The sequence below is a fragment of the Mycolicibacterium setense genome (genome assembly GCF_000805385.1).
Taxonomy (GTDB): Bacteria; Actinomycetota; Actinomycetes; order Mycobacteriales; family Mycobacteriaceae; genus Mycobacterium; species Mycobacterium setense.
Window position 1 is genome coordinate 1105285 of record NZ_JTJW01000006.1, and the last position, 20131, is coordinate 1125415.

The 20131-nt window shown below is 67.1% G+C and carries 21 protein-coding genes; 11 read left to right on the forward strand and 10 right to left on the reverse strand.

Going from position 1 to position 20131, the window contains the following annotated elements; genetic code table 11:
* Nucleotide 1: 1 nt before the first annotated feature.
* Together glgX and QQ25_RS16000 are read right to left on the reverse strand one after the other, a co-directional pair.
* A complete protein-coding gene (gene glgX, locus QQ25_RS15995) occupies nucleotides 2-2167 on the reverse strand; it encodes a glycogen debranching protein GlgX (RefSeq protein ID WP_039379549.1) in 2166 nt (721 codons plus the stop codon).
* A 3-nt stretch (nucleotides 2168-2170) separates the two neighbouring features.
* Nucleotides 2171-4336 carry an acetyltransferase SucT gene (locus QQ25_RS16000; RefSeq protein WP_039319930.1) on the reverse strand — a complete coding sequence of 722 codons (2166 nt, stop codon included), beginning with the start codon at nucleotides 4334-4336 and terminating at the stop codon, nucleotides 2171-2173.
* Between the two features lie 91 nt (nucleotides 4337-4427).
* Between QQ25_RS16000 and QQ25_RS16005 the strand changes: the two genes are divergently transcribed.
* The 4 genes from QQ25_RS16005 to QQ25_RS16020 are packed head-to-tail and all read left to right on the forward strand — an operon-like array spanning nucleotide 4428 to nucleotide 8101.
* Nucleotides 4428-5726 carry an adenosylmethionine--8-amino-7-oxononanoate transaminase gene (locus QQ25_RS16005; protein WP_039380032.1) on the forward strand — a complete coding sequence of 433 codons (1299 nt, stop codon included), beginning with the start codon at nucleotides 4428-4430 and terminating at the stop codon, nucleotides 5724-5726.
* A 41-nt stretch (nucleotides 5727-5767) separates the two neighbouring features.
* Complete coding sequence (locus QQ25_RS16010; protein ID WP_039379550.1) at nucleotides 5768-6916, forward strand: 8-amino-7-oxononanoate synthase; 1149 nt, start codon at nucleotides 5768-5770, stop codon at nucleotides 6914-6916.
* On the forward strand, nucleotides 6913-7590 hold the full coding sequence (gene bioD / locus QQ25_RS16015; protein ID WP_039319934.1) for a dethiobiotin synthase: 678 nt from the start codon (nucleotides 6913-6915) through the stop codon (nucleotides 7588-7590). The genes QQ25_RS16010 and bioD overlap by 4 nt, the downstream gene beginning before the upstream one ends.
* 1 nt (nucleotide 7591) lies before the next feature.
* Entirely contained in the window at nucleotides 7592-8101 is a 510-nt protein-coding gene (locus tag QQ25_RS16020; RefSeq protein ID WP_039319936.1) for a 2'-5' RNA ligase family protein, read from the forward strand.
* Nucleotides 8102-8112: 11 nt separating this feature from the next.
* Here the strand turns inward: QQ25_RS16020 and QQ25_RS16025 are convergent, their stop codons facing one another.
* Complete coding sequence (locus tag QQ25_RS16025; protein ID WP_039319938.1) at nucleotides 8113-8730, reverse strand: TetR family transcriptional regulator; 618 nt, start codon at nucleotides 8728-8730, stop codon at nucleotides 8113-8115.
* Nucleotides 8731-8825: 95 nt separating this feature from the next.
* Between QQ25_RS16025 and bioB the strand changes: the two genes are divergently transcribed.
* Genes bioB through QQ25_RS16040 form a run of 3 tightly spaced genes read left to right on the forward strand, consistent with a single transcriptional unit; the run spans nucleotide 8826 to nucleotide 10807 of the window.
* Nucleotides 8826-9833, forward strand: coding sequence for a biotin synthase BioB (gene bioB / locus QQ25_RS16030; RefSeq protein WP_039319939.1), 1008 nt, complete (start codon nucleotides 8826-8828; stop codon nucleotides 9831-9833).
* Nucleotides 9834-9857: 24 nt separating this feature from the next.
* Entirely contained in the window at nucleotides 9858-10103 is a 246-nt protein-coding gene (gene bsaP, locus QQ25_RS16035) for a biotin synthase auxiliary protein BsaP (RefSeq protein ID WP_039320644.1), read from the forward strand.
* Nucleotides 10100-10807 (forward strand): DUF2567 domain-containing protein, encoded by a 708-nt coding sequence (locus QQ25_RS16040; RefSeq protein ID WP_101906161.1) that lies wholly within the window; start codon nucleotides 10100-10102, stop codon nucleotides 10805-10807. Before bsaP ends, QQ25_RS16040 begins: the two co-directional genes overlap by 4 nt.
* Here QQ25_RS16040 and QQ25_RS16045 read toward each other — a convergent pair.
* Genes QQ25_RS16045 through QQ25_RS16060 form a run of 4 tightly spaced genes read right to left on the reverse strand, consistent with a single transcriptional unit; the run spans nucleotide 10788 to nucleotide 14155 of the window.
* Complete coding sequence (locus tag QQ25_RS16045) at nucleotides 10788-11198, reverse strand: VOC family protein (protein ID WP_039319940.1); 411 nt, start codon at nucleotides 11196-11198, stop codon at nucleotides 10788-10790. The genes QQ25_RS16040 and QQ25_RS16045 overlap by 20 nt on opposite strands.
* A 48-nt stretch (nucleotides 11199-11246) precedes the next feature.
* Nucleotides 11247-12059 (reverse strand): helix-turn-helix domain-containing protein, encoded by an 813-nt coding sequence (locus QQ25_RS16050; protein ID WP_052235840.1) that lies wholly within the window; start codon nucleotides 12057-12059, stop codon nucleotides 11247-11249.
* A gap of 29 nt (nucleotides 12060-12088) precedes the next feature.
* The gene (locus QQ25_RS16055; protein ID WP_039379552.1) at nucleotides 12089-13420 is read right to left on the reverse strand and encodes a lipase family protein; all 1332 of its coding nucleotides are present in this window, start codon (nucleotides 13418-13420) and stop codon (nucleotides 12089-12091) included.
* A 42-nt stretch (nucleotides 13421-13462) separates the two neighbouring features.
* Nucleotides 13463-14155 carry an NUDIX hydrolase gene (locus tag QQ25_RS16060; protein ID WP_039319945.1) on the reverse strand — a complete coding sequence of 231 codons (693 nt, stop codon included), beginning with the start codon at nucleotides 14153-14155 and terminating at the stop codon, nucleotides 13463-13465.
* A gap of 46 nt (nucleotides 14156-14201) precedes the next feature.
* Between QQ25_RS16060 and nadA the strand changes: the two genes are divergently transcribed.
* From nadA to nadC, 3 genes are read left to right on the forward strand one after another with little or no spacing between them, the layout of a single operon-like run.
* Nucleotides 14202-15245, forward strand: a complete 1044-nt coding sequence (gene nadA, locus QQ25_RS16065; protein WP_039320650.1) for a quinolinate synthase NadA — start codon at nucleotides 14202-14204, stop codon at nucleotides 15243-15245.
* Nucleotides 15242-16843 (forward strand): L-aspartate oxidase, encoded by a 1602-nt coding sequence (locus tag QQ25_RS16070; RefSeq protein WP_052235841.1) that lies wholly within the window; start codon nucleotides 15242-15244, stop codon nucleotides 16841-16843. Before nadA ends, QQ25_RS16070 begins: the two co-directional genes overlap by 4 nt.
* Nucleotides 16843-17700 (forward strand): carboxylating nicotinate-nucleotide diphosphorylase, encoded by an 858-nt coding sequence (nadC, locus tag QQ25_RS16075; RefSeq protein WP_039320654.1) that lies wholly within the window; start codon nucleotides 16843-16845, stop codon nucleotides 17698-17700. The genes QQ25_RS16070 and nadC overlap by 1 nt, the downstream gene beginning before the upstream one ends.
* On the opposite strand, the gene QQ25_RS31360 is transcribed toward nadC, so the two are convergent.
* Nucleotides 17697-18515 carry a helix-turn-helix transcriptional regulator gene (locus tag QQ25_RS31360; RefSeq protein ID WP_234711915.1) on the reverse strand — a complete coding sequence of 273 codons (819 nt, stop codon included), beginning with the start codon at nucleotides 18513-18515 and terminating at the stop codon, nucleotides 17697-17699. The two genes, nadC and QQ25_RS31360, sit on opposite strands and share 4 nt — an antisense overlap.
* A gap of 86 nt (nucleotides 18516-18601) precedes the next feature.
* On the opposite strand from QQ25_RS31360, the gene QQ25_RS16085 reads away from it, so the two are divergent.
* Nucleotides 18602-19012 carry an SRPBCC family protein gene (locus QQ25_RS16085; RefSeq protein WP_039379555.1) on the forward strand — a complete coding sequence of 137 codons (411 nt, stop codon included), beginning with the start codon at nucleotides 18602-18604 and terminating at the stop codon, nucleotides 19010-19012.
* Here QQ25_RS16085 and QQ25_RS16090 read toward each other — a convergent pair.
* Nucleotides 19009-19644 carry a LysE family transporter gene (locus QQ25_RS16090; protein WP_039319951.1) on the reverse strand — a complete coding sequence of 212 codons (636 nt, stop codon included), beginning with the start codon at nucleotides 19642-19644 and terminating at the stop codon, nucleotides 19009-19011. The genes QQ25_RS16085 and QQ25_RS16090 overlap by 4 nt on opposite strands.
* A gap of 21 nt (nucleotides 19645-19665) precedes the next feature.
* On the reverse strand, nucleotides 19666-20076 hold the full coding sequence (locus QQ25_RS16095) for a nitroreductase family deazaflavin-dependent oxidoreductase (protein ID WP_029107663.1): 411 nt from the start codon (nucleotides 20074-20076) through the stop codon (nucleotides 19666-19668).
* Between the last annotated feature and the right edge of the window lie 55 nt (nucleotides 20077-20131).

Consider the following 20131-nt stretch of genomic DNA (forward strand, 5'->3'; position numbering starts at 1 on the left):
GTCAGGCCGTCTTGCGCAACACGAGCAGTGATCGGGCCTGGAGTGAGATCTTCTCGCCCGCGGCCACCACCAGCTCGGATGCTCCGGCCGGATCGGCGGTATCGAGGTCGGCGGTCCATTCCTTGGCGTAGTCGCCGTTCGGTGTGACGAAATCCTGCTCGTGATCGTTGGCGTTGAAACACAACAGGAATGAGTCGTCGACCACACGTTCGCCACGGGCGTTGGGAGCCTCGATGGCCTCGCCGTTGAGGAACACGGCCACACATGTGCCCAGGCCGGTACCCCAGTCCTCCGGCGTCATCTCGGTTCCCGACGGGGTCAGCCACGCGATGTCGCGGACCTGGTCGCCGCTGCGGATCGGTTTACCGTCGAAGAACCGCCGGCGGCGGAACACCGGGTGCCGCTTGCGGAAGTCGACCACTTTGCGCGTGAATTCCAGCTGATCGTCGTTGCTCTCGAGCAGAGACCAGTCCATCCACGACAATTCGGAGTCCTGGCAGTAGACGTTGTTGTTGCCCTGCTGGGTGCGGCCGATCTCGTCGCCGTGGGCGATCATCGGGGTGCCCTGGGAGAGCATCAGTGTCCCCATGATGTTGCGCATCTGCTTGGCGCGCAGGGCCAGGATCTCCGGATCGTCCGTCGGCCCCTCGACACCGCAGTTCCAGGACCGGTTGTGACTCTCGCCGTCCCGGTTGTCCTCACCGTTGGCCTCGTTGTGCTTCTCGTTGTAGGACACGAGGTCGTTGAGGGTGAACCCGTCGTGGCAGGTGACGAAATTGATGCTGGCGCCGGGGCGGCGGCCGGTGGCCTCGTACAGATCCGAGGAACCGGTCAGCCGGGAGGCGAACTCGCCAAGGGTCGCGGGCTCGCCCCGCCAGTAATCGCGCACAGTGTCGCGGTATTTCCCGTTCCACTCGGTCCACAAACCTGGGAAATTGCCGACCTGGTAGCCGCCCTCGCCGATATCCCAGGGCTCGGCGATCAGCTTCACCTGACTGACCACCGGGTCTTGCTGGACCAGATCGAAGAATGCCGAAAGCCGGTCCACATCATAGAATTCGCGGGCCAGCGTGGAAGCCAGGTCGAATCGGAAACCGTCGACGTGCATGTCCAGCACCCAGTACCGCAACGAGTCCATGATCAATTGCAAGGTATGCGGGTGCCGGGCGTTGAGGCTGTTGCCGGTGCCGGTGAAATCCTTGTAGTACTCCGGCTGCCCGTCGAGCAGCCGGTAATAGGCGGCGTTGTCGATGCCGCGGAAATTGATGGTCGGACCGAGGTGGTTGCCCTCGGCGGTGTGGTTGTAGACCACATCGAGGATGACCTCGATACCCGCGTCATGGAACGCCTTGACCATGGTCTTGAACTCAGCCACCGCGCCGCCGGCATGCCGGGTGGCCGCATATTGGAAGTGCGGGGCGAAGAACCCGACAGTGTTGTAGCCCCAGTAGTTTCGCAGCCCGAGGTCGAGCAGCCGGTGATCGTGCATGAACTGGTGTACGGGCATCAGCTCGATCGCGGTGATGTTCAGCGACTGCAGGTACTCGATCACCACCGGATGGCTCAGCCCCGCGTACGTGCCGCGGAGTTCTTCGGGGATTCCCGGGTGCATCTGGGTCATCCCTTTGACGTGGGCTTCGTAGATCACCGTGTCGTGGTACGGCGTTTTGGGCGCGCGGTCCGAGCCCCATTGAAAGAACGGGTTGATCACCACGCTCGTCATGGTGTGTCCCAGGGAGTCGACCTGGGGCGGGCTCCCGGTACCGGGCGGATCGGCCGTCAGATCGTAGGAGAACAGGGCCTGGCTGAAATCGAAGTCACCGTGGAACGACTTGCCGTAAGGGTCCAGCAGGAGCTTGCTGGGGTCACACCGGTGTCCGCTGCCGGGATCCCACGGGCCGTACACCCGGTACCCGTAACGCTGTCCCGGGGTGACGGTGGGGAGGTAGGCGTGCCATACGTAGCCGTCGACCTCTTCGAGGTTGATCCGGTGTTCGGTGCCGTCCTTGGCGATCAAACACAGTTCGACGCGTTCGGCGACTTCGGAGAACAACGAGAAGTTGGTGCCCGCACCGTCATAGGTGGCACCGAGCGGGTAGGGCTCGCCGGGCCAGACGGTCGACATCGGCGTGGGAGTTGACGGTGGCACTTCGGACGACGGTGGCATGGTTCACCACCAACCGGTCGCCGCTGCCATCTGACGGCCGAGTTCACCTGTCATCGTGCGCATGTACGTCGTAGAGATGTGGTGAGAATCGTGGTACAGCAACACATTTCCCTCAACCACGCGGCAATAGTCCTTACGGCACACCGCATCGCTCATGTCGAGTGGCTTGAGCAGAGGAAACCTTCCGACGAAATCCAGTGTGGGGTTGTGGTCGGAGAGTACCTTGGACCGCTCGATGCCGCACGAGATCGAGTCGCCGCCGTTGGCCAGACAGTCGTAGGGGAAGTACGGCTGGCCGTTTCGGGTCAGCCACGGCGTGTCGCGCATCGCGAGGATCGGAATGTTGTTCTGCGAGAGCGTGTCCCAGATCCCGATATAGGTGCCGGGCATGACGTCGCCGTCCTTGATGTTCCACGGCCGGGTCGAGGTGGTGAACACATATTCGGGGCGGTCGGCGATGAGCCGGGCCATCACCTTTTGGTTCCACTCGTGACACTTGGGGTAGGGGCGATTGTCGCCCATCACCAGTGGTGTCTCCTCCGTGGTCAGCGGACAACCCATCTTCAGGTAGGTGACCACCTTGAAGTTGTGCCGCCGGCCCAGCAGGTCCAGTGCGGTGATCCAGTGCTCTGCGTGCGACCCGCCCGCCACGGCGACGGTGCGCGTCGCGCTCTTGTCGCCGTATGTGCAGTTGATGATGTCGGTGTTGCCGAAATCGCTGATGCAGCCGTCGGTGGTCGAGGCGGGCAGATCGTCTTTGGCCTCGAGCACTGTGGGGCGCATCGGCAGCTTGGGCACTCGCGCGTGGTCGATCAGCGCACGCGCGCCCGGATAGTCGCGGGCCGACAGTCCCGACAGTTCCTTGCCGTTGGCGCGTTGCACGGTGACATGCTCACGCCAGGTGAACGAGGTCGCCGTCAGTGCCACGCCGAGCAGTCCGACGATGGAGCCGAGGACGATGGTGGGGCGGCGCAGCCGTACCCGCCACGGCACGGCCGGTGCGGTGGTGGCCTTTGCCTTCTGTGCGCGCAGCGGCTCCTCGATGTAGCGCGTGGTCAGCCAGGCCAGCACCCCCGAAATCAGCAGGATGATCGTGCCTTCGAGGAAGTTGGCGTGGGCGTGGCCCGAGTAGGACAGCCAGAAGATGAGCAGCGGCCAGTGCCACAGATAGAGCGAGTAGGCCATCGATCCCAGCGACACGAACGGCTTGGTCGCCAGCATCCGGTTCGGTGCGGGCAACCGCTGGCCCGCAGTCGGATCGTCGATCCGGTTCGCGGCGGTCAGGATGAAGATGACGGTGGCCCCGACCGGAACCAGGGTCCACGGCCCGGGAAACTCTTTGACTCCGTCGATCCACCAGCCACATGACACGATCGCGGCCAGTGAGATGGTTGCCAGGGCGGTGCGCAGCCACATCGGCCACCGCACCGCCGGGACCAGGGCGCCGGCGAGTGCACCGATCAGCAGCTCCCAACCGCGGGCAAAACTGTTGTAGTAGGCGGTGGCCTGGTCGTCGTTGTGGGCGATGATCGCGTAGACGAAGGATGCGATGGTCAGCGCGCTCAGTAAAACGATGAACGCGGTCCGCAGGTGGCGGCCGAACACTCGGCGCCCCAGGAAAGCGAATCCGAAGACCACCAGCAGGAACGCCAGATAGAACTGCCCCTGGACCGACATCGACCAGATGTGCTGCAGCGGGCTGACCGCTTCACCGGCGCGAAGGTAGTTCGCGGCGGTGTTGGCCAGCTCCCAGTTCTGGTAGTAGCCCAGGCTTGCCAGGCTCTGGTCAGCAAACGTTTCCCACCGCGTCTCGGGCTGCACGAGGATGGTCAGCACCGCGGCAGCGGCAAGTACCACGACCAGGGCGGGAAGCAGTCGGCGAATCAGCCTGACCACTTCGGGGAACGGCCACAGCGGCGCGTCGGGGTTGAGGGCGATCCGCAGGATCTTGCCGCCGAAGAAAAATCCGGACAGCGCCAGGAAAACGTCCACACCACCGGAAACCCGGCCGAACCAGATGTGGAACATCGCCACGAGAGCGATCGCGATGCCGCGCAGTCCGTCCAGATCATGGCGGTAGAAACCCGATGAACGGGTACCCATTGCCGCGCGTGGAACGGAACCGGATTCGGTGCCGGGCTCCGTCCGGGGGGCGTCAAGGGTTTTCATGGTCGAGGCCAATTTACCTAACATCGGCCTGCTGCTCATATTTCGGATGCGTGCGTCACAGCCGATGAGCAAAGAGCTAGGCTGCGCGACTGTGGCTGAGCTGACCCCGGCGCAGATCAATGCCATCGACGCGGCCCACATCTGGCATCCCTACAGCGCCATGGGCGCGGAGGCGCTTCCGCCGGTGGTGGCGGTCGGTGCCAAAGGCGCGTGGCTGACTGTGATCGATCCGACCGACGGCGCACCGATCGAGGTGATCGATGCGATGGCGTCGTGGTGGACTGCCGTGCACGGACACGGGCACCCGGTGCTGGACCGCGCGATCACCGACCAGCTCGCCACCATGAACCACGTCATGTTCGGCGGTCTGACCCATGAACCGGCCGCACGGTTGGCCCAACTGCTGGTCGAACTCACCCCAGAGGGTCTGGAGACGGTGTTCTTCAGCGATTCCGGGTCGGTGTCCGTCGAGGTAGCGGTGAAGATGGCGCTGCAGTACTGGCGCAGCCTGGGCCGGGGCGCCAAGCACCGGCTGATGACCTGGCGCGGCGGCTATCACGGCGACACGTTCACCCCGATGAGCGTGTGCGATCCCGATGGCGGCATGCACTCCCTGTGGACCGATGTCCTGGTGCCCCAAATCTTCGCGCCGCCCGTCCCCGCCGACTACGACCCCGCCTACAGCGAGGCGTTCGAACGGCAGCTGGCCGAGCATGCCGACGAGTTGGCCGCGGTGATCGTGGAACCCGTCGTGCAGGGCGCCGGAGGGATGCGATTCCACGACCCGCGCTACCTGGCCGACTTGCGCGCGATCTGCGATCGCCATGACGTGTTGCTGATCTTCGACGAGATCGCCACGGGATTCGGCCGGACCGGCATGCTGTTCGCCGCCGAGCACGCCGGGGTCAGCCCCGACATCATGTGTGTCGGCAAGGCGCTGACCGGCGGTTACATCACGCTCGCCGCGACGTTGTGCACGCGGAAGATCGCGCGGACGATCAGCTCGGGGGAGCCCGGGGCCCTCATGCACGGCCCGACGTTCATGGCCAACGCGCTGGCGTGCGCGGTGGGTGTGGCGGCGGTGGAACTGCTGATCAGCGGCGACTGGCGGACGCGGGTGGCCGAGATCGAGGTGGGGCTGCGGGACGGTCTCGAGCCTGCGCGCGGGCTGCCGGGGGTCGCCGATGTCCGGGTGCTCGGCGCCATCGGCGTGATCGAGATGAGGGAGCCGGTGAACATGCCGGTGGCCACCTTGGCGGCGTTGCGTCACGGGGTCTGGCTGCGTCCGTTCGGCAAGCTGATCTACGCCATGCCGCCGTTCATCTGCACGAGGGCTGAGGTGGATCAGATCACCGCGGGCATGGTGGGCGTGGCCCGTGCACTAACCTGAACGGTGTTCAATGGCCCGCCGGGTTCACAGAGGAGCACCACGTGACGCGCACGGATCTTTCACCGCTGGCCTGGTTGGCCGACGTCGAGCAGAAGCGCCGCCAGGCCGGGCTCCGTCGTGAGCTGCGTACCCGTCCCGCCGTGGCCACCGAGCTGGACCTGGCCTCCAACGACTATCTGGGCCTGTCGCAACACCCGCAGGTCCTCGATGGTGGCATCGAAGCGCTCCGAATCTGGGGGGCGGGTGCGGGTGGGTCCCGGTTGGTCACCGGAAACACCGAACTGCACGAAGGCTTCGAAACCGCTCTGGCGACGTTCGTCGGCGCCGAGTCGGCACTGGTCTTCTCCTCGGGCTACACCGCCAACCTCGGCGCTGTCGTCGCGTTGTCCGGTCCCGGCTCACTGCTGGTCTCCGACGCACTGAGCCACGCATCGCTGGTGGACGCGTGCCGGTTGTCACGCGCTCGGGTGACCGTCACACCGCACCGCGACGTCGACGCGGTCGAGGCCGTGCTGTCGGCGCGTGCCGAGGAACGTGCTGTGGTGCTCACCGAATCGGTGTTCAGCACTGATGGCGCGCTGGCGCCGCTGCGGGAGCTGCACGCGGTCTGCCGCCGCCATGGCGCACTGTTACTGGTCGATGAGGCGCACGGGCTCGGTGTGCGCGGTCCGGGTGGGCAGGGCCTGCTGTACGAGGCCGGCCTGGCCGGGGCGCCGGATGTGGTGATGACGACGACGTTGTCGAAGGCACTCGGCAGCCAGGGTGGTGTGGTGCTCGGCCCGGAGGTGATTCGCACGCATCTGATCGACGCGGCCCGTCCGTTCATCTTCGACACGGGGCTGGCGCCGGCGGCGGTCGGTGCGGCATGGGCCGCGCTGCGGGTGCTGATCGCCGAACCGCAGCGGGCGCAGGCCGTGTTGAACCATGCCGCCGACCTGGCCCGGATCTCAGGGGACACCGCGGTGCCCGACTCGGCAGTGGTGTCGGTGATCCTCGGTGAGCCCGAGGTGGCGGTGGCCGCGGCCGCGGCGTGCCTGGACCGGGGCGTGCGGGTGGGGTGCTTCCGTCCGCCGACGGTTCCCGAGGGCACTTCGCGGCTACGCCTGACGGCCAGGGCGTCGCTCACCGCCGACGAGATGGGCCTGGCCCGCCGGGTGTTGACCGAGGTGTTGTCCGAGGTCCGGTTGTGAGCACGCTGGTCGTCACCGGCACCGACACCGGTGTCGGGAAGACGGTGACGACCGCCGCGTTGGCCTGTGCGGCCCGTCTTGCCGGTCTCGACGTCGCGGTGTGCAAGCCGGTGCAGACCGGGACCGTCGACGGCGACAACGACCTTGCTGAAGTGAACCGGCTGTCCGGCGTGGACAACCTGCATGGGGGATGGCGTTATCCGGAGCCGTTGGCGCCGGTCGCAGCAGCGCACCGGTCCGGGCGCGCACTGCCTGCCCGTGCAGAACTGGTGGACGCTGTGCGTGGCGCCGAGATTGCCGGCGGGCTGACCCTGGTCGAGGGTGCCGGCGGCCTCCTTGTCGAGTTGGGCGCGGGCGGCGTCACGGTGCGTGATCTGGCGGCGGACCTGTCGGCGGCGGTTCTGGTGGTGGTGTCCGCAGGGCTGGGCACACTCAACCACACCGCATTGACCCTGGAATCGCTTGCTGGACAAGGTATTACCTGCGCAGGTCTGGTGATCGGGGCATGGCCGGAGAATCCTGGCGTTGCGGAGTCGGACAACCGGGAGGCGCTGGCGCGGCTCGCTCCCGTGCGTGCGGTGCTCCCGGCCGGGGCCGGCGGAGTGAGTGCCGCGGAGTTCGAGAAGCTGTGTGCTGACGCCGTCGACCGGGACTGGCTGCTCGGCCTGATCTGACATGGTCCATTCCGTTGAGCTGCTTTTCGACCCGGACACCGAATCCGTGATTCGCGGAATCTGGGATTCACTGCGCGACGCGGACATTCCCAGCCAGGCGCCGGCCGGCCGGCCGCACGCGACATTGACCGTCGCCCAGCACATCGACCCGCAGGCCGAGCTGGTGCTGGCCGACGTGGCCGGACGATTCCCGCTGCCGTGCCGGATCGGTGCGACGCTGATCTTCGGTCGTTCGGCCGGCGTACTCGCGCGGCTGCTGGTCCCGACCGCTGAACTGCTCGAGGTGCAGGCCGATGTGTACCGATTGTGTCTGCCGTACGTGGACCCGGCTCCGATGCCTCATGCCGAACCGGGGAACTGGACCCCGCATGTGACGCTGGCGCGGAGGGTGGCTCCGGCCAGGCTGGCCACGGCGCTGCGGATCGCCGGACGGCCCGCCGAAATCGCCGGCCAAATAGTGGGCTTACGGCGTTGGGACGGCGACAAGCGCGAGGAACACCTGATCGGCTGACCGGGTGACGATCAACTCTGGCTGCGTTGCGGTATGTCGCGTCCGGAGCTCAGCGTGCTGGCGCCCCGCACGGCCAATCCGTCGACGAGCAATTGGAGACCGAAGGCGAATTGCCGTGCGGCGTCCCGGTTCAGCACCGACTGCTCGTCGGTCAGCGCGCCCGCCGCGTCCCATTGCAGCCGAGATTGCTCGTCCGCGGTGAAACCCAGTACGTAATAGAGCACCGTGCGCGCGGCCAACTCGTCATCAGGTGACATCACGCCGGCCTGGCGGGCCGCGTCGGCGAGCTGCGTGACGATCTCGCCCACAGTCTGCGACTGTCCGGCCGCGAAACTGGCGGAGACCAGCTCGGCCCCGTCGGTGTGCGACAGCAGCGCGTCACGAAGCGCCACACAGGTCTGGTGGATTCGTCCGGGCCAGGCTGCGGCAGTGCTCTGGATACGAACGGGTTGCAGGATGCGGTCGGCGACGGCGCCGAGCAGTTCCTGTTTGTTCGCGAAATGCCAGTACAGCGCGCCCGGGCTGACATTGAGCTCACGCGCGAGGCGCCGCATCGTCAGGTCGGCGATGCCGTAGTTGTCCAGGATGGCAGTCGCCGCATCCACCACGTCGGGTTTGTGGAGTTGCACACCGTTACCCTAGCCTGAACGGTGTTCAAGTGTCGGCTCGCCGACGTGTTCAAGCGTCGGCCCGGCCGGCAGACGATCCACAGGAGGACGTTTCGGTGACGCAGGCAGCCGTAGATGTATTGGGCGTAGCTCGCGAGCAGGTTCTGGAGCGTGGCGTCGGCCTCGACCGGGACCAGACGCTGCAGGTGCTGCAGCTGCCCGACGATCAGCTCGAGGAGCTGCTGGCGCTGGCCCACGAGGTCCGGATGAAGTGGTGTGGCCCCGAGGTCGAGGTCGAGGGCATCATCAGCCTCAAGACCGGCGGTTGCCCGGAGGACTGCCACTTCTGCTCGCAGTCGGGCCTGTTCGCCTCCCCGGTACGCAGCGCCTGGCTGGACATTCCGAGCCTGGTCGAGGCCGCCAAGCAGACCGCCAAGACCGGCGCCACCGAGTTCTGCATCGTGGCTGCGGTGCGTGGCCCCGACGAGCGCCTGCTGGCCCAGGTGGCCGCGGGCATCGAGGCGATCCGCAACGAGGTCGACATCCAGATCGCGTGCTCGCTGGGCATGTTGACCCAGGAGCAGGTGGACCGCCTCAAGGACATGGGCGTGCACCGCTACAACCACAATCTGGAGACCGCGAAGTCGTTCTTCCCCAACGTCGTCACCACGCACTCCTGGGAAGAGCGCTGGGGCACGTTGGAGATGGTGCGCGAGGCCGGCATGGAGGTGTGCTGCGGCGGCATCCTCGGCATGGGGGAGACGCTGGAGCAGCGAGCCGAGTTCGCCGCCAATCTGGCCGAGCTGAATCCGCACGAGGTGCCGCTGAACTTCCTCAACCCGCGCCCCGGCACGCCGTTCGGCGATCTCGAGGTGCTTCCCGCCTCCGAGGCGCTCAAGGCTGTCGCCGCGTTCCGCCTGGCACTGCCGCGCACCATGCTGCGTTTCGCCGGTGGCCGCGAGATCACCCTCGGTGACCTCGGCGCCAAGCAGGGCATCTTGGGCGGCATCAACGCCGTCATCGTCGGCAACTACCTGACCACGCTGGGCCGCCCGGCCGAATCGGACCTGGAATTGCTCGACGATCTGCAGATGCCGATCAAGGCGCTGAACGCCAGCCTGTAGAACAGGGGTGTGGTGATCTCCGAGATGGCAGAAACGCCGGCGCTGCCCGCGCCAGTCGGCGCCGGCCGGTACAACGTCTACACCGGGGTCCAGGCGGACGCCGCGGACGGAAGTGTTGTCCCCACGGCCGCCCAGTTGGGTCTGGAACCGCCCCGGTTCTGCGCCGAGTGTGGGCGCCGGATGATCGTCCAGGTGCGGCCGACCGGGTGGTGGGCCAAGTGTTCGAGGCATGGGCAGGTGGATTCGATGGACCTGGATACGCGGCGATGAGCCGCTCGGGCGACGAGCAGAAGACCCCGATGAGCCCCTTGGGCGAAGAGGCCGCGCTGTCGGTCAGCACTGCCGAGGCTGATCTTCCCGGCGCACCACGAGTTTCGCGTGAGCGGGCGGTGGTGATCGTCATTGCCGCGCTTGCTCTGGCTGGTGCCGCGCTCGGCGTCGTGTGGGCCTTCCTGGCCCCAGGCGTGCACGGTGTCGTGGCGCTGACCCGTAGCGGTGACCGGGTGCATGCCTATCTCGGCGGGGAGTCCGACCACTTCTTCACCTCGGCGTTCATGTTCGTGGGCCTGCTGGTCGTCCTCGGCGTCGTCGCAGCGGTGGCAGTGTGGCAGTGGACCGCGCACCGCGGGCCGGTCATGGTCGCGGCATTGGCTGTCGGTAGTGCGGTGGCCACCGCGCTGGCGGCCGGCGTTGGTGCGGCTCTTGCCCATTCGCGGTTCGGTTCGCTCGATATCGCGGGCGCACCGGTCACCCCGGAACACCGCGTCCACTACGTGGTGGAAGCGGCATCGGTCTTTTTCGGTCATACGCCGCTGCAGATCGCGGGCACGATCCTGTTTCCCGCGGCCATGGCGGCCATGGTCTACGCACTGATCGCGGTCTCTACGGTTCGCGATGACTTGGGCGCCTGGCCGCCAGTGCAGACGCCGACCTATCCGGTGCTTCCGCCGGTGGTCAGCCCGCCTGGGGTTTGACGGCCGCCGCTTCGAACAGCTCGACGGGGTTGCCGTCGGGATCGCTCAGCTGGATCTGCCGGCCGCCCGGACCCGTCTCCACCGTGTTGCGGAACGTGACGTCGGCTCCGCGCAGCTCGGTGATCGCCGCGTCGAGGTCATCGACTTCGAGCACGATGCGGTTGTAGCCACCGGGTGTCTGCGTGGTGCCGTCGGGCAGTTGGCGGGCGCCCGAGCTTCCTGGGCCACTCAAGAACAGGGTGAGGTTGCCGTTGGCCACGGACGCGAAGGCCGATCCTCCCCGCAGAGCGACACCAAACCCCAGGTGCTGGGTGTAGAAAGCGACCGCCTGCTCGACATCGGTGACCTGGTAGCGGACCGCGCCGGTTCGGTAGGTGATGTGTCCGGACATGACCGCAGTCTGCCGAACTTCGCGGCGGATGTATTGAACAAAATTGACCTACTGCTTGAGCGCGATGTGGTCGTCCTTTGCGGCGTATCGGCTTTGGCGTAGCTGCTGGGCGGGTGTCATTCCGGAGAATTCCCGGAACTCCCGGATCATGTGTGACTGGTCGGCGTATCCGTGCTCGACGGCGAACGCGGACCAGTCCGGCGGCGACAGTGCCGAGGCGACGGCCTCATGTGCGCGTCGGAACCGTTGCAGGCGGGCGAACCGTTTGGGTGGCATTCCGACCTGGGTCGTGAACAGTTGGATCAGCCTTCTATGGCTGAAGCCGACCTCGCGGGCCAGTCGGTCGATCGATGGTCGGCGGCTGAGGCTGAGCGCGTGCACCGCGAAGGCCACTTCACAGGTCAGTCCGCGGCTCGGGTGTGATCGGGTGAGCAGTGCGCTTTCGATGATCGCCAAGCGTTGTTTGATCGACTTCGCCTCGCATATCTCGGAGCGGAGGTCGGAGGCGCTGTTCCACACCGCGTCGAGATCGATATGGGAGCCGAGTAGCTCGTGCGGTGATACACCAAGCACGGCGCGGATGCCGCCCGGCTTGAAATGCACGCCCACCATGGCGGTGTGCTCGCGTGCATCGATGTCGAACGGTCGGGTATACGGGCCCGATACCGCGATGGCCGAAAATCGTTGTGAACCTTGCTGGTTCGTTATGGCGATGGTGTCAGCGCCGAGGTTCACGACAAGCTCGGTGGTGCCGGTGGGCAGGATGCGTTCCACCGAATACGTGGGTCCGTCCGCAATGCACCACAGGTGGTCGACGCTGTCGCGCAGGGCCACCGGCGGGGGCTGACGGATGTAACGCATCTACCCCCATTCTGCCATCGGGCGGCAGATCAGAGCGGACGCCGGCGAACTGTGCGTCCCAGCGCGACTTTGGTGGCGATTCCGGCCAATCTGGCCATGCCCATATAGGTGATCGGGTTGAGCAGCGTCGGCCACTTGGATCGGACCAGGTTGGCGGTGAGCGGGCGGTCGGCGAACCGGTCGGTCAGCCAGCGCAGCGCCATCGGGGCCGAGAACGGGTGCAGCAGCAGGTGCTCGCTGAACATGTCGCGGTGGTAGGTCACGTCGGCGCCACCGGCCAGGTAGGTGTCGGCGAGTTCGTCGATGTCATCGACCGAGATGATCTCGTCGTGGACCGCTTGCACGATCAGGACCGGTGGAACCGGTACTGCCACACCGAGTTTGGTGTCGTGGAAGACCTCGCTGACTTCGGGTCCGTCGAGGATGTCCTCCAGCGGCATGTCGACCAGATCGTCCATGTCCGTGCGGAACATCCGCACGATGGCTTCCACGGTGGTCATTCGGTGCAGCCGGTCGAGGACCTTGCGCCCTTCGATCGTCGCGTGTTCGGTGACCACCCGGTTGAGGTTGGGATAGATGTCGGCGAGGGCGGCCACCACCAGGGCCGGCAGTCCTGAGAAGACGGTGCCGTTGAGCCGGCGGAAAGTGTTTCCGAGGTTGCCGACGGGGGAGCCGAGGACAGCGCCGACAATGTTGAGCTCGGGCGCATAGCCGCCCGCCATCTCCGCGGCCCACGCGCTGGCCAGGCCGCCACCGGAGTATCCCCACAAGCCGATCCGCGCCGACGGTGACAACGACAGCTGCTCTGCGTTGATCGCCGCGCGCAGGCCGTCGAGGACCCGGTAGCCGGGCTCGTAGGGCGCGCCCCACATGCCGTTGACACCTTCATGGTCGGGGACCGACACGGCCCAGCCCTCGGCCAGCGCGGCCGAGATCAGCAGGAATTCCAGTTGGGCCAGGGAGCCGGTGGCTTTGGCGTGGCGACGCAGGGCGTACGACGGGAAGCATCGGGCCGAGATGGCGTCGATCGCGCACTGGTAGGACACCACGTGGCAGTCGGGTGCGGCATCCGCCGGGACGATGACGGTGCTGGCAGCGGCTTCGGGAATGCCGTTGCGATCGGTGGAGCGATACAGCAGCTGCGTGGCCTGCACGCGCTGCGGGATCAAACCGAGAAAGGCCAGCTCCACATCGCGGCTGCGCAGGACGGTGCCCGGTTCGGCGTGCTGGAACCCCGCGGGCGGAACGTAGAACGCGTCCTTGTGGGGAAGCACGGGGCGAGCAGCGGGGTCGAGGTTCTCGTGAGGCGCTCGACCGATCCATTCCGCTGCGGAGATGCTGGCCGCGCTGCCCAAGTCCATCAGGGCATTGTTACTTAAGGAGGGTCTAAGAAGCCAGCCGACTCACCAGGGCGGGCGCAATGCGGCGAATTCGTCGGTGACGCGGTACCGCGATTCGGTGAATCGGTACAGCGCCGCGGGGCGCCCGCCGCTACGGCCCGATCGAGCGGTGGTGCCGGTGCGGATGATGACCTTGCGGCGTTCCAAGACCCGCTGCAGGTTGGTGGCGTCGACTTGATAGTCGAGCGCGGCGCTGTAGATGTCGCGCAGGGTCGAGAGTGCGAATTCTTTTGGCGCCAAGGCGAATCCGATGTTGGTGTAGGACAGCTTGGCTGCCAGTCGGGTGCGTGCGTGCTCGACCATGGGCGCATGGTCGAAAGCCATCGGAGGTAGGTCGCTGACCGGATGCCACCGGGTGTCCGGGGGCAGGGCCGGCGTGGACGGGGAGGGTACGAGGCCCAGGAATGTAGATGCGATGGTGCGAATGCCGGGAACTCGGTGGGGGTCGGAAAATGCTGCCAACTGCTCCAGATGGGCCAGTTCGCGCAGGTCAACCTTCTCGGCCAGCTGTCTGCGCACCGAACTCGTCAGGTCTTCGTCGTCGTCGAGTCTCCCACCCGGTAATGACCATTTGCCCCGCTCCGGTTCCAGGGCGCGTTGCCATAGCAGCACGTTGAGGCTGGGCTGCCGGGAGTCGAGGCCGCGAACCTGGAACACGACGGCGAGAACTTCGTGCGCGGTGTTACCATGTGGCATGTTTTCGATTATAAGTCGAAAACCTGACGTAGTGGAGGAGGTCGGCGTGACCGCTCTCAATGGCACCCTCTCGGGGGGCTTGGCAGATCAGATCGTCGATGGCCCCGGCGGCTATTCCGGCGTCGAGGGCGACGAGCAGTGGGCCGCTGAGATCCGTCGTCTGGTCGAGCTGCGCGGTGCGACGCTGTTGGCGCACAACTACCAGTTGCCGGCAATCCAGGACGTCGCCGACCACGTCGGCGATTCTCTGGCACTGTCGCGGATCGCCGCCGAGGCCTCCGAGGACACCATTGTGTTCTGCGGCGTGCACTTCATGGCCGAGACGGCCAAGATCCTCAGCCCGGACAAGACCGTGCTGATCCCGGATCAGCGGGCGGGTTGTTCGCTGGCCGATTCGATCACGGCCGACGAGCTACAGGAGTGGAAGGACGAGCACCCCGGTGCGGTCGTCGTCTCCTACGTCAACACCACCGCCGCGGTGAAGGCGCTGACGGACATCTGCTGCACGTCGTCGAACGCGGTCGAGGTGGTGGCTTCGATTCCCGAGGACCGGGAGGTGCTGTTCTGCCCGGACCAGTTCCTGGGTGCGCATGTCCGCCGGGTCACCGGCCGCAAGAACCTGCATATCTGGGCGGGCGAGTGCCACGTGCACGCAGGTATCAACGGTGACGAGCTGGCCGATCAGGCCCGGTCGCACCCCGACGCCGAACTGTTCGTGCACCCCGAATGCGGATGCGCCACGTCCGCTCTGTACCTCGCGGGTGAGGGCGCGGTCCCCGAAGATCGGGTGAAGATCCTGTCCACCGGCGGCATGCTCGACGCCGCCCGGGAGACCCGGGCGCGGCAGGTGCTGGTCGCCACCGAGGTCGGCATGCTGCACCAGTTGCGCAGGGCGGCACCGGATGTCGACTTCCTGGCGGTCAACGACCGCGCGTCGTGCACCTACATGAAGATGATCACTCCGGCCGCGCTGCTGCGCTGCCTGATCGAAGGTGCCGACGAGGTGCACGTCGATCCCGAAACCGCCCGCCTGGGTCGTGCCAGCGTGCAGCGGATGATTGCGATCGGCCAGCCCGGCGGCGGCGAATGACCCCGACGGGCACCGCCCGGGGATCGAGCCGCTTCGCCTGCGGCAGTTCAACGCTGTGGCAGCAGCGCGCTGACGTCGTCGTGGTCGGCACCGGGGTCGCGGGCCTGGTGGCGGCCCTGGCCGCGCACCGTCGCGGTCGCCGGGTGGTGGTGCTGAGCAAGGCCCGCGAGACCGCGACGTTCTACGCCCAGGGCGGCATCGCGGTGGTCCTGCCACACACCGACGACTCGGTCGAGGCGCACGTCGCGGACACGGTCGCGGCTGGTGGCGGCCTGTGCGATCCGGATGCGGTGCGTTCCATCGTCGCGGCCGGATACGGCGCGGTGGCCGATCTGGTGGCCGACGGCGCCCAGTTCGACGAGACGGCTCCCGGACGTTGGGCACTGACCCGCGAAGGCGGACACACCCGGCGCCGGATCATTCACGCAGGGGGCGACGCCACCGGGGCCGAGGTGCAGCGGGCACTGGACGTCGCGGCCGCCAGCCTGGACATCCGCCGCGACCACGTGGCGTGTGAGGTCCTGCGCGACGACGCCGCGGTGACCGGCGTACTTGTCCGTAACGAGGACGGCATGGGCATCATCCATGCACCGTCGGTCATCCTCGCCACCGGTGGCCTCGGCCACGTGTATGCGGCCACCACCAACCCGGCAGGCTCGACGGGCGATGGCATCGCGCTGGCGCTGTGGGCCGGTGTCCCGGTCAGCGACATCGAGTTCGTGCAGTTCCACCCGACGATGCTGTACGCCGAAAACGGCGGTGGGCGGCGCCCGCTCATCACCGAGGCGCTGCGCGGTGAGGGCGCCGTACTCATCGACTCGCAGGGCAATTCGGTGACCGAGGGCGTGCATCCGATGGGGGACCTGGCCCCGCGGGATGTGGTCGCCGCCGCCATCGACGCCCGGTTGAGCGCCACGGGTGAGCCGTGCGCATACCTCGACGCCCGAAGCATTTCGCAGTTCGCCCACCGCTTTCCCACGGTGGCGGCGGCGTGCGCGTCGGCCGGTATCGATCCGACCCGCCAACCCATCCCGGTGGTGCCCGGCGCTCATTACAGCTGTGGCGGAGTGGTGACCGACGTGCATGGACGCACCGAACTGCCCGGACTGTTCGCCGCGGGCGAGGTGGCCCGCACGGGGATGCACGGAGCCAATCGGTTGGCCTCCAACAGCCTGCTGGAAGGGCTGGTGGTCGGTGGACGGGCCGGCCGCGCCGCCGCCGAGCACTCGAGCCTGGCGGGTTCGGTGCGGGCACAGGCGCCCCAGGACCGTCGTCGAGACTTCGTTGATCGGAATACGCTGCAGCACAGCATGTCCGAGCATGCGTCAGTGGTCCGTGACGCCGACGGCTTGCGACGGCTCGACGCCGTCCTGGCCGAAGCGGGCGCGGTCTCTCCCGCCGGCCGTCAGAGCTTTGAGGACGCGGCACTCACCGCGACCGCACGGGCTATCGCCGCTGCGGCGCTGGCCCGCACCGAAAGTCGTGGTTGCCATCATCGTGGCGATCACCCCGAAACAGATCCTGCGCAGGAGCATTCCGTGACGATTCGCGCCGCATCCGGCCGTCCCACCCTCGACACTGCAGCGGTGGTGTGCTGATGGCACTTTCGGATGTCGAATTGGCCGAGGCGCGTGCCACGATCAGCCGTGCGCTCGAAGAGGATCTGCGCTACGGCCCGGATGTCACGACCATCGCCACCGTGGGCGCCGACGCCATGACCACCGCCGCGGTGGTGAACCGCGAGCCGGGCGTGGCCGCAGGCGTCGACATCGCACTGCTGGTGCTCGATGAGGTGCTCGGTGCGGACGGCTACCGCGTGCTCGACCGCGTCGAGGACGGTGCCCGATTGGACGCCCGGTCGGCGATCCTGACGGTCGAAGCGCCGACCCGGGGTCTGCTCACCGCTGAACGCACCATGTTGAATCTGATGTGCCACCTGTCGGGGATCGCCACCGCGACCGCCGCCTGGGTCGACGCGGTGGCCGGCACCAATGCCAAGATCCGGGATACCCGCAAGACGCTGCCGGGACTGCGTGCGCTGCAGAAGTACGCGGTGCGCGTCGGCGGCGGCGTGAACCACCGGATGGGTCTGGGTGACGCCGCGCTGATCAAGGACAACCACGTCGCCGCGGCCGGGTCGGTGCTGGCAGCGCTCAAGGCGGTGCGGGCCGAGGCGCCGGATCTGCCGTGCGAGGTCGAGGTGGATTCCCTCGAACAACTCGACGATGTGCTCTCGGCCGACGTGGAACTGGTGCTGCTGGACAACTTCCCGGTCTGGCAGACCCAGATCGCGGTACAGCGCCGGGACAACCGTTCGCCCAAGACGCTGCTGGAATCCTCAGGTGGCTTGTCGCTGGACAGCGCCGCCGATTACGCCGGCACCGGAGTCGACTACCTGGCGATCGGCGCCCTCACCCATTCGGTGCGCGTGCTCGACATCGGTCTGGACACCTAACTCGCTGTCGCTCGGTGTAATTCGCGCCGGGTCGCGGTCGGCGTCCACCCCGTATGGGCACGCACCGTGCGGCAGAAGTGAGCCTGATCGGCGAAGCCCAGCGTGACGGCGACGTCGGCCATCGTGGATTCACCGCGCTGCAGATGGTCGAGCGCCCGTCCGACCCGGACCCGGTTGCGATATCGCGTCACCGACACCCCGAGTTCAGTGCTGAACGCACGGCTCAGCCGGTAAGGGGAAACGCCGAGCGTGGCTGCGAGGGGGAACAGCCCGACCGCTGCGTCATCGGCCTGCCTGATCGCGTCGCGTGCTTGTGCCACAAGGCGCCGCTCGGAATGCCGGGCCGGTGATCCCGCCGGGATCGGCCGTTGCGCCGCCGACCGCAGCGCTGTACCGACCAGCCGCACCAGGCACTCGGCCAGTTGGTAATCGGGATCAGCGGGACCCGCGGCCAGAAGCCGCCGGTGCGCCAGTTCAATACGGGCGTCCACGTACACGGCGGCCGGCCCCAGCCGGTTCGGCTCGCCGGCAAGTTGCCACCAGTTTTCAGACTCGAGTTGCAGCGAGGTACAGGTATCGCCACCGTGCGGATGCGCGAACTGCTCGATTTCGCCCGGCTCACCCAGATAGCCGACGGTCACGTCGTGGTCGCTCGGCCCAGCGGAACCCTGGCGCCGGAATAGTCCCGCGCGGACCAGCACAAACCGCCCGGCGGAGGGACGCTCGGGCTCGGACCAATCGGCGTGCTCGCCGGTGCAGCTCCAGGTGGCGATGGCGAAATCCGGCCGCGAGATCAGCGCCTCGGCGGTCAACATACGTCGCACGATAACCCTCGGGTCCGACATCGCCGTCCCGCAAGAATGTTCAAGACACCAGGTCGCCCCGCGACCAGACTGGGGCCATGGCATCGATCCAGATTGAGTTCGCCGTGGAAGCTGACAGTGCGCGGGTGTGGCAGGTGATCGGCGATTGGGCAGATGGCCCTGTACGGATGGCGCCGGGCTTCGTGGAGTCCGCCGAGGCCGACGGCGACGTGCGGATCGTGACCTTCGCCGATGGCTTCGTCGCCCGCGAGCGCCTGGTCAGCCGCGACGAGCCGGCCCGCCGGATCGCCTACTCGCTGATCGGCGACACCGCGCAGCCCGAGCACGACAATGCGGTGATGCAGGTGGTTGATGACGGTCCGCAGCGATGCCGCTTCGTCTGGACCCGCGATGTACTGCCCGACGAGGCCGCCGGTCCCTTGCGGGCCGCGATGGAGCAGGCGGCGCCGCTCATCAAGGGTGCGTTGGAGGGCTTGACGGGAGGCTAGGCAGGCGCGCCGCGGCGGACCAGCGAAAGGACCACGGCGGCGGTGGCGAACAGTCCGGAGAACACCCGGCCCAGGATGGTCTGCTGGCGCGGTGTCTGCAGCCAATTGAGCATCCGTGCGGCCAGTCCGGTGTAGAGGCTCATCACGACGATGTCCACGGCGACCATCGTCGCCGCGATCGCCAGGTATTGCGGCAGCAACGGCGCGGCCGGCACCACGAACTGCGGCAGCACGGCGAGCAGGAACACCAAACCCTTCGGATTGGTGGTGTTCACCAGGAACCCACGCATCAGCAACGCCAGCCGGCCGCGCTCGACCGTGCCACTCATCCGCTCATTCAGATCCAGTGAGGCGCTGCGCCACTGCTGGACCGCCAGGTAAATCAGATACGCCACACCCAGCCATTTGACGATCTGGAAGGCCAGGACCGATCCGGCGACGACGGCGCCCAACCCGACGGCCACCAGCACCAGTTGCAGCATCAGTCCGATCTGCAGCCCCAACACGCTCCACGTGCCGCGGCGGACGCCGTGAGTCAGGCCGGTGGCCATCGACAGAATCGCCCCGGCTCCGGGGGACACGCTGATGGCGATCGACGCTCCGAGAAACGCCAGCCAGATCTGCCAGGTCATGTAAGCAGTCTGGCGAGCGTGTCAAACGATATCTGCGACGAAGACACCCATCCGGCGCGCGGCGGTCCTGGGGATACGGGGGAGTGTCGGGTCATCCGTACCGGCCGGCAACACCCGCGGGTTGGTGATCTTGACGTCGCCGCTGAACAGGTGCACGTCGGCCTCGCCGGCCGCCAACACGTTCTTCACCCAGTTGGTCTTGCCGTGCATCAGCGTCACCGCGAGCAGATTGTCCTTGCGGTAGCTGGTGACGATCGTCTCGTAAGGCGTGCCGGACGTGCGGCCGCGATGCTTGATGACGGTGAATCCGGGCAGCCGCTTGGAGAACGGTTTCAGCAGCGGGTTGATGTATTTGATCTGGAACCGCTCCAGCGCGGGCGGCATGAGCATCGGTACGCCGGGGGCGTTGTTCGGGTGGTCTTTCGCAGACATTCAGGGCTCCATTCGGCAGTCTGGAACTACCCTACGGCGGGCCGCGCCGGCGGCA

Coding starts and splice junctions, on each gene's coding strand:
- QQ25_RS16050 (WP_052235840.1), bottom strand. CDS start 12,059: ATGCGTTACATCCGTCAGCCCCCGCCGGTGGCCCTGCGCGACAGCGTC.
- QQ25_RS16060 (WP_039319945.1), bottom strand. CDS start 14,155: ATGCCACATGGTAACACCGCGCACGAAGTTCTCGCCGTCGTGTTCCAG.
- nadC (WP_039320654.1), top strand. CDS start 16,843: ATGGCACTTTCGGATGTCGAATTGGCCGAGGCGCGTGCCACGATCAGC.
- QQ25_RS16085 (WP_039379555.1), top strand. CDS start 18,602: ATGGCATCGATCCAGATTGAGTTCGCCGTGGAAGCTGACAGTGCGCGG.
- bsaP (WP_039320644.1), top strand. CDS start 9,858: ATGGCAGAAACGCCGGCGCTGCCCGCGCCAGTCGGCGCCGGCCGGTAC.
- QQ25_RS16020 (WP_039319936.1), top strand. CDS start 7,592: ATGGTCCATTCCGTTGAGCTGCTTTTCGACCCGGACACCGAATCCGTG.
- QQ25_RS16090 (WP_039319951.1), bottom strand. CDS start 19,644: ATGACCTGGCAGATCTGGCTGGCGTTTCTCGGAGCGTCGATCGCCATC.
- QQ25_RS31360 (WP_234711915.1), bottom strand. CDS start 18,515: ATGTTGACCGCCGAGGCGCTGATCTCGCGGCCGGATTTCGCCATCGCC.
- QQ25_RS16055 (WP_039379552.1), bottom strand. CDS start 13,420: ATGGACTTGGGCAGCGCGGCCAGCATCTCCGCAGCGGAATGGATCGGT.
- QQ25_RS16000 (WP_039319930.1), bottom strand. CDS start 4,336: ATGAAAACCCTTGACGCCCCCCGGACGGAGCCCGGCACCGAATCCGGT.
- glgX (WP_039379549.1), bottom strand. CDS start 2,167: ATGCCACCGTCGTCCGAAGTGCCACCGTCAACTCCCACGCCGATGTCG.
- QQ25_RS16040 (WP_101906161.1), top strand. CDS start 10,100: ATGAGCCGCTCGGGCGACGAGCAGAAGACCCCGATGAGCCCCTTGGGC.
- QQ25_RS16045 (WP_039319940.1), bottom strand. CDS start 11,198: ATGTCCGGACACATCACCTACCGAACCGGCGCGGTCCGCTACCAGGTC.
- QQ25_RS16095 (WP_029107663.1), bottom strand. CDS start 20,076: ATGTCTGCGAAAGACCACCCGAACAACGCCCCCGGCGTACCGATGCTC.
- QQ25_RS16070 (WP_052235841.1), top strand. CDS start 15,242: ATGACCCCGACGGGCACCGCCCGGGGATCGAGCCGCTTCGCCTGCGGC.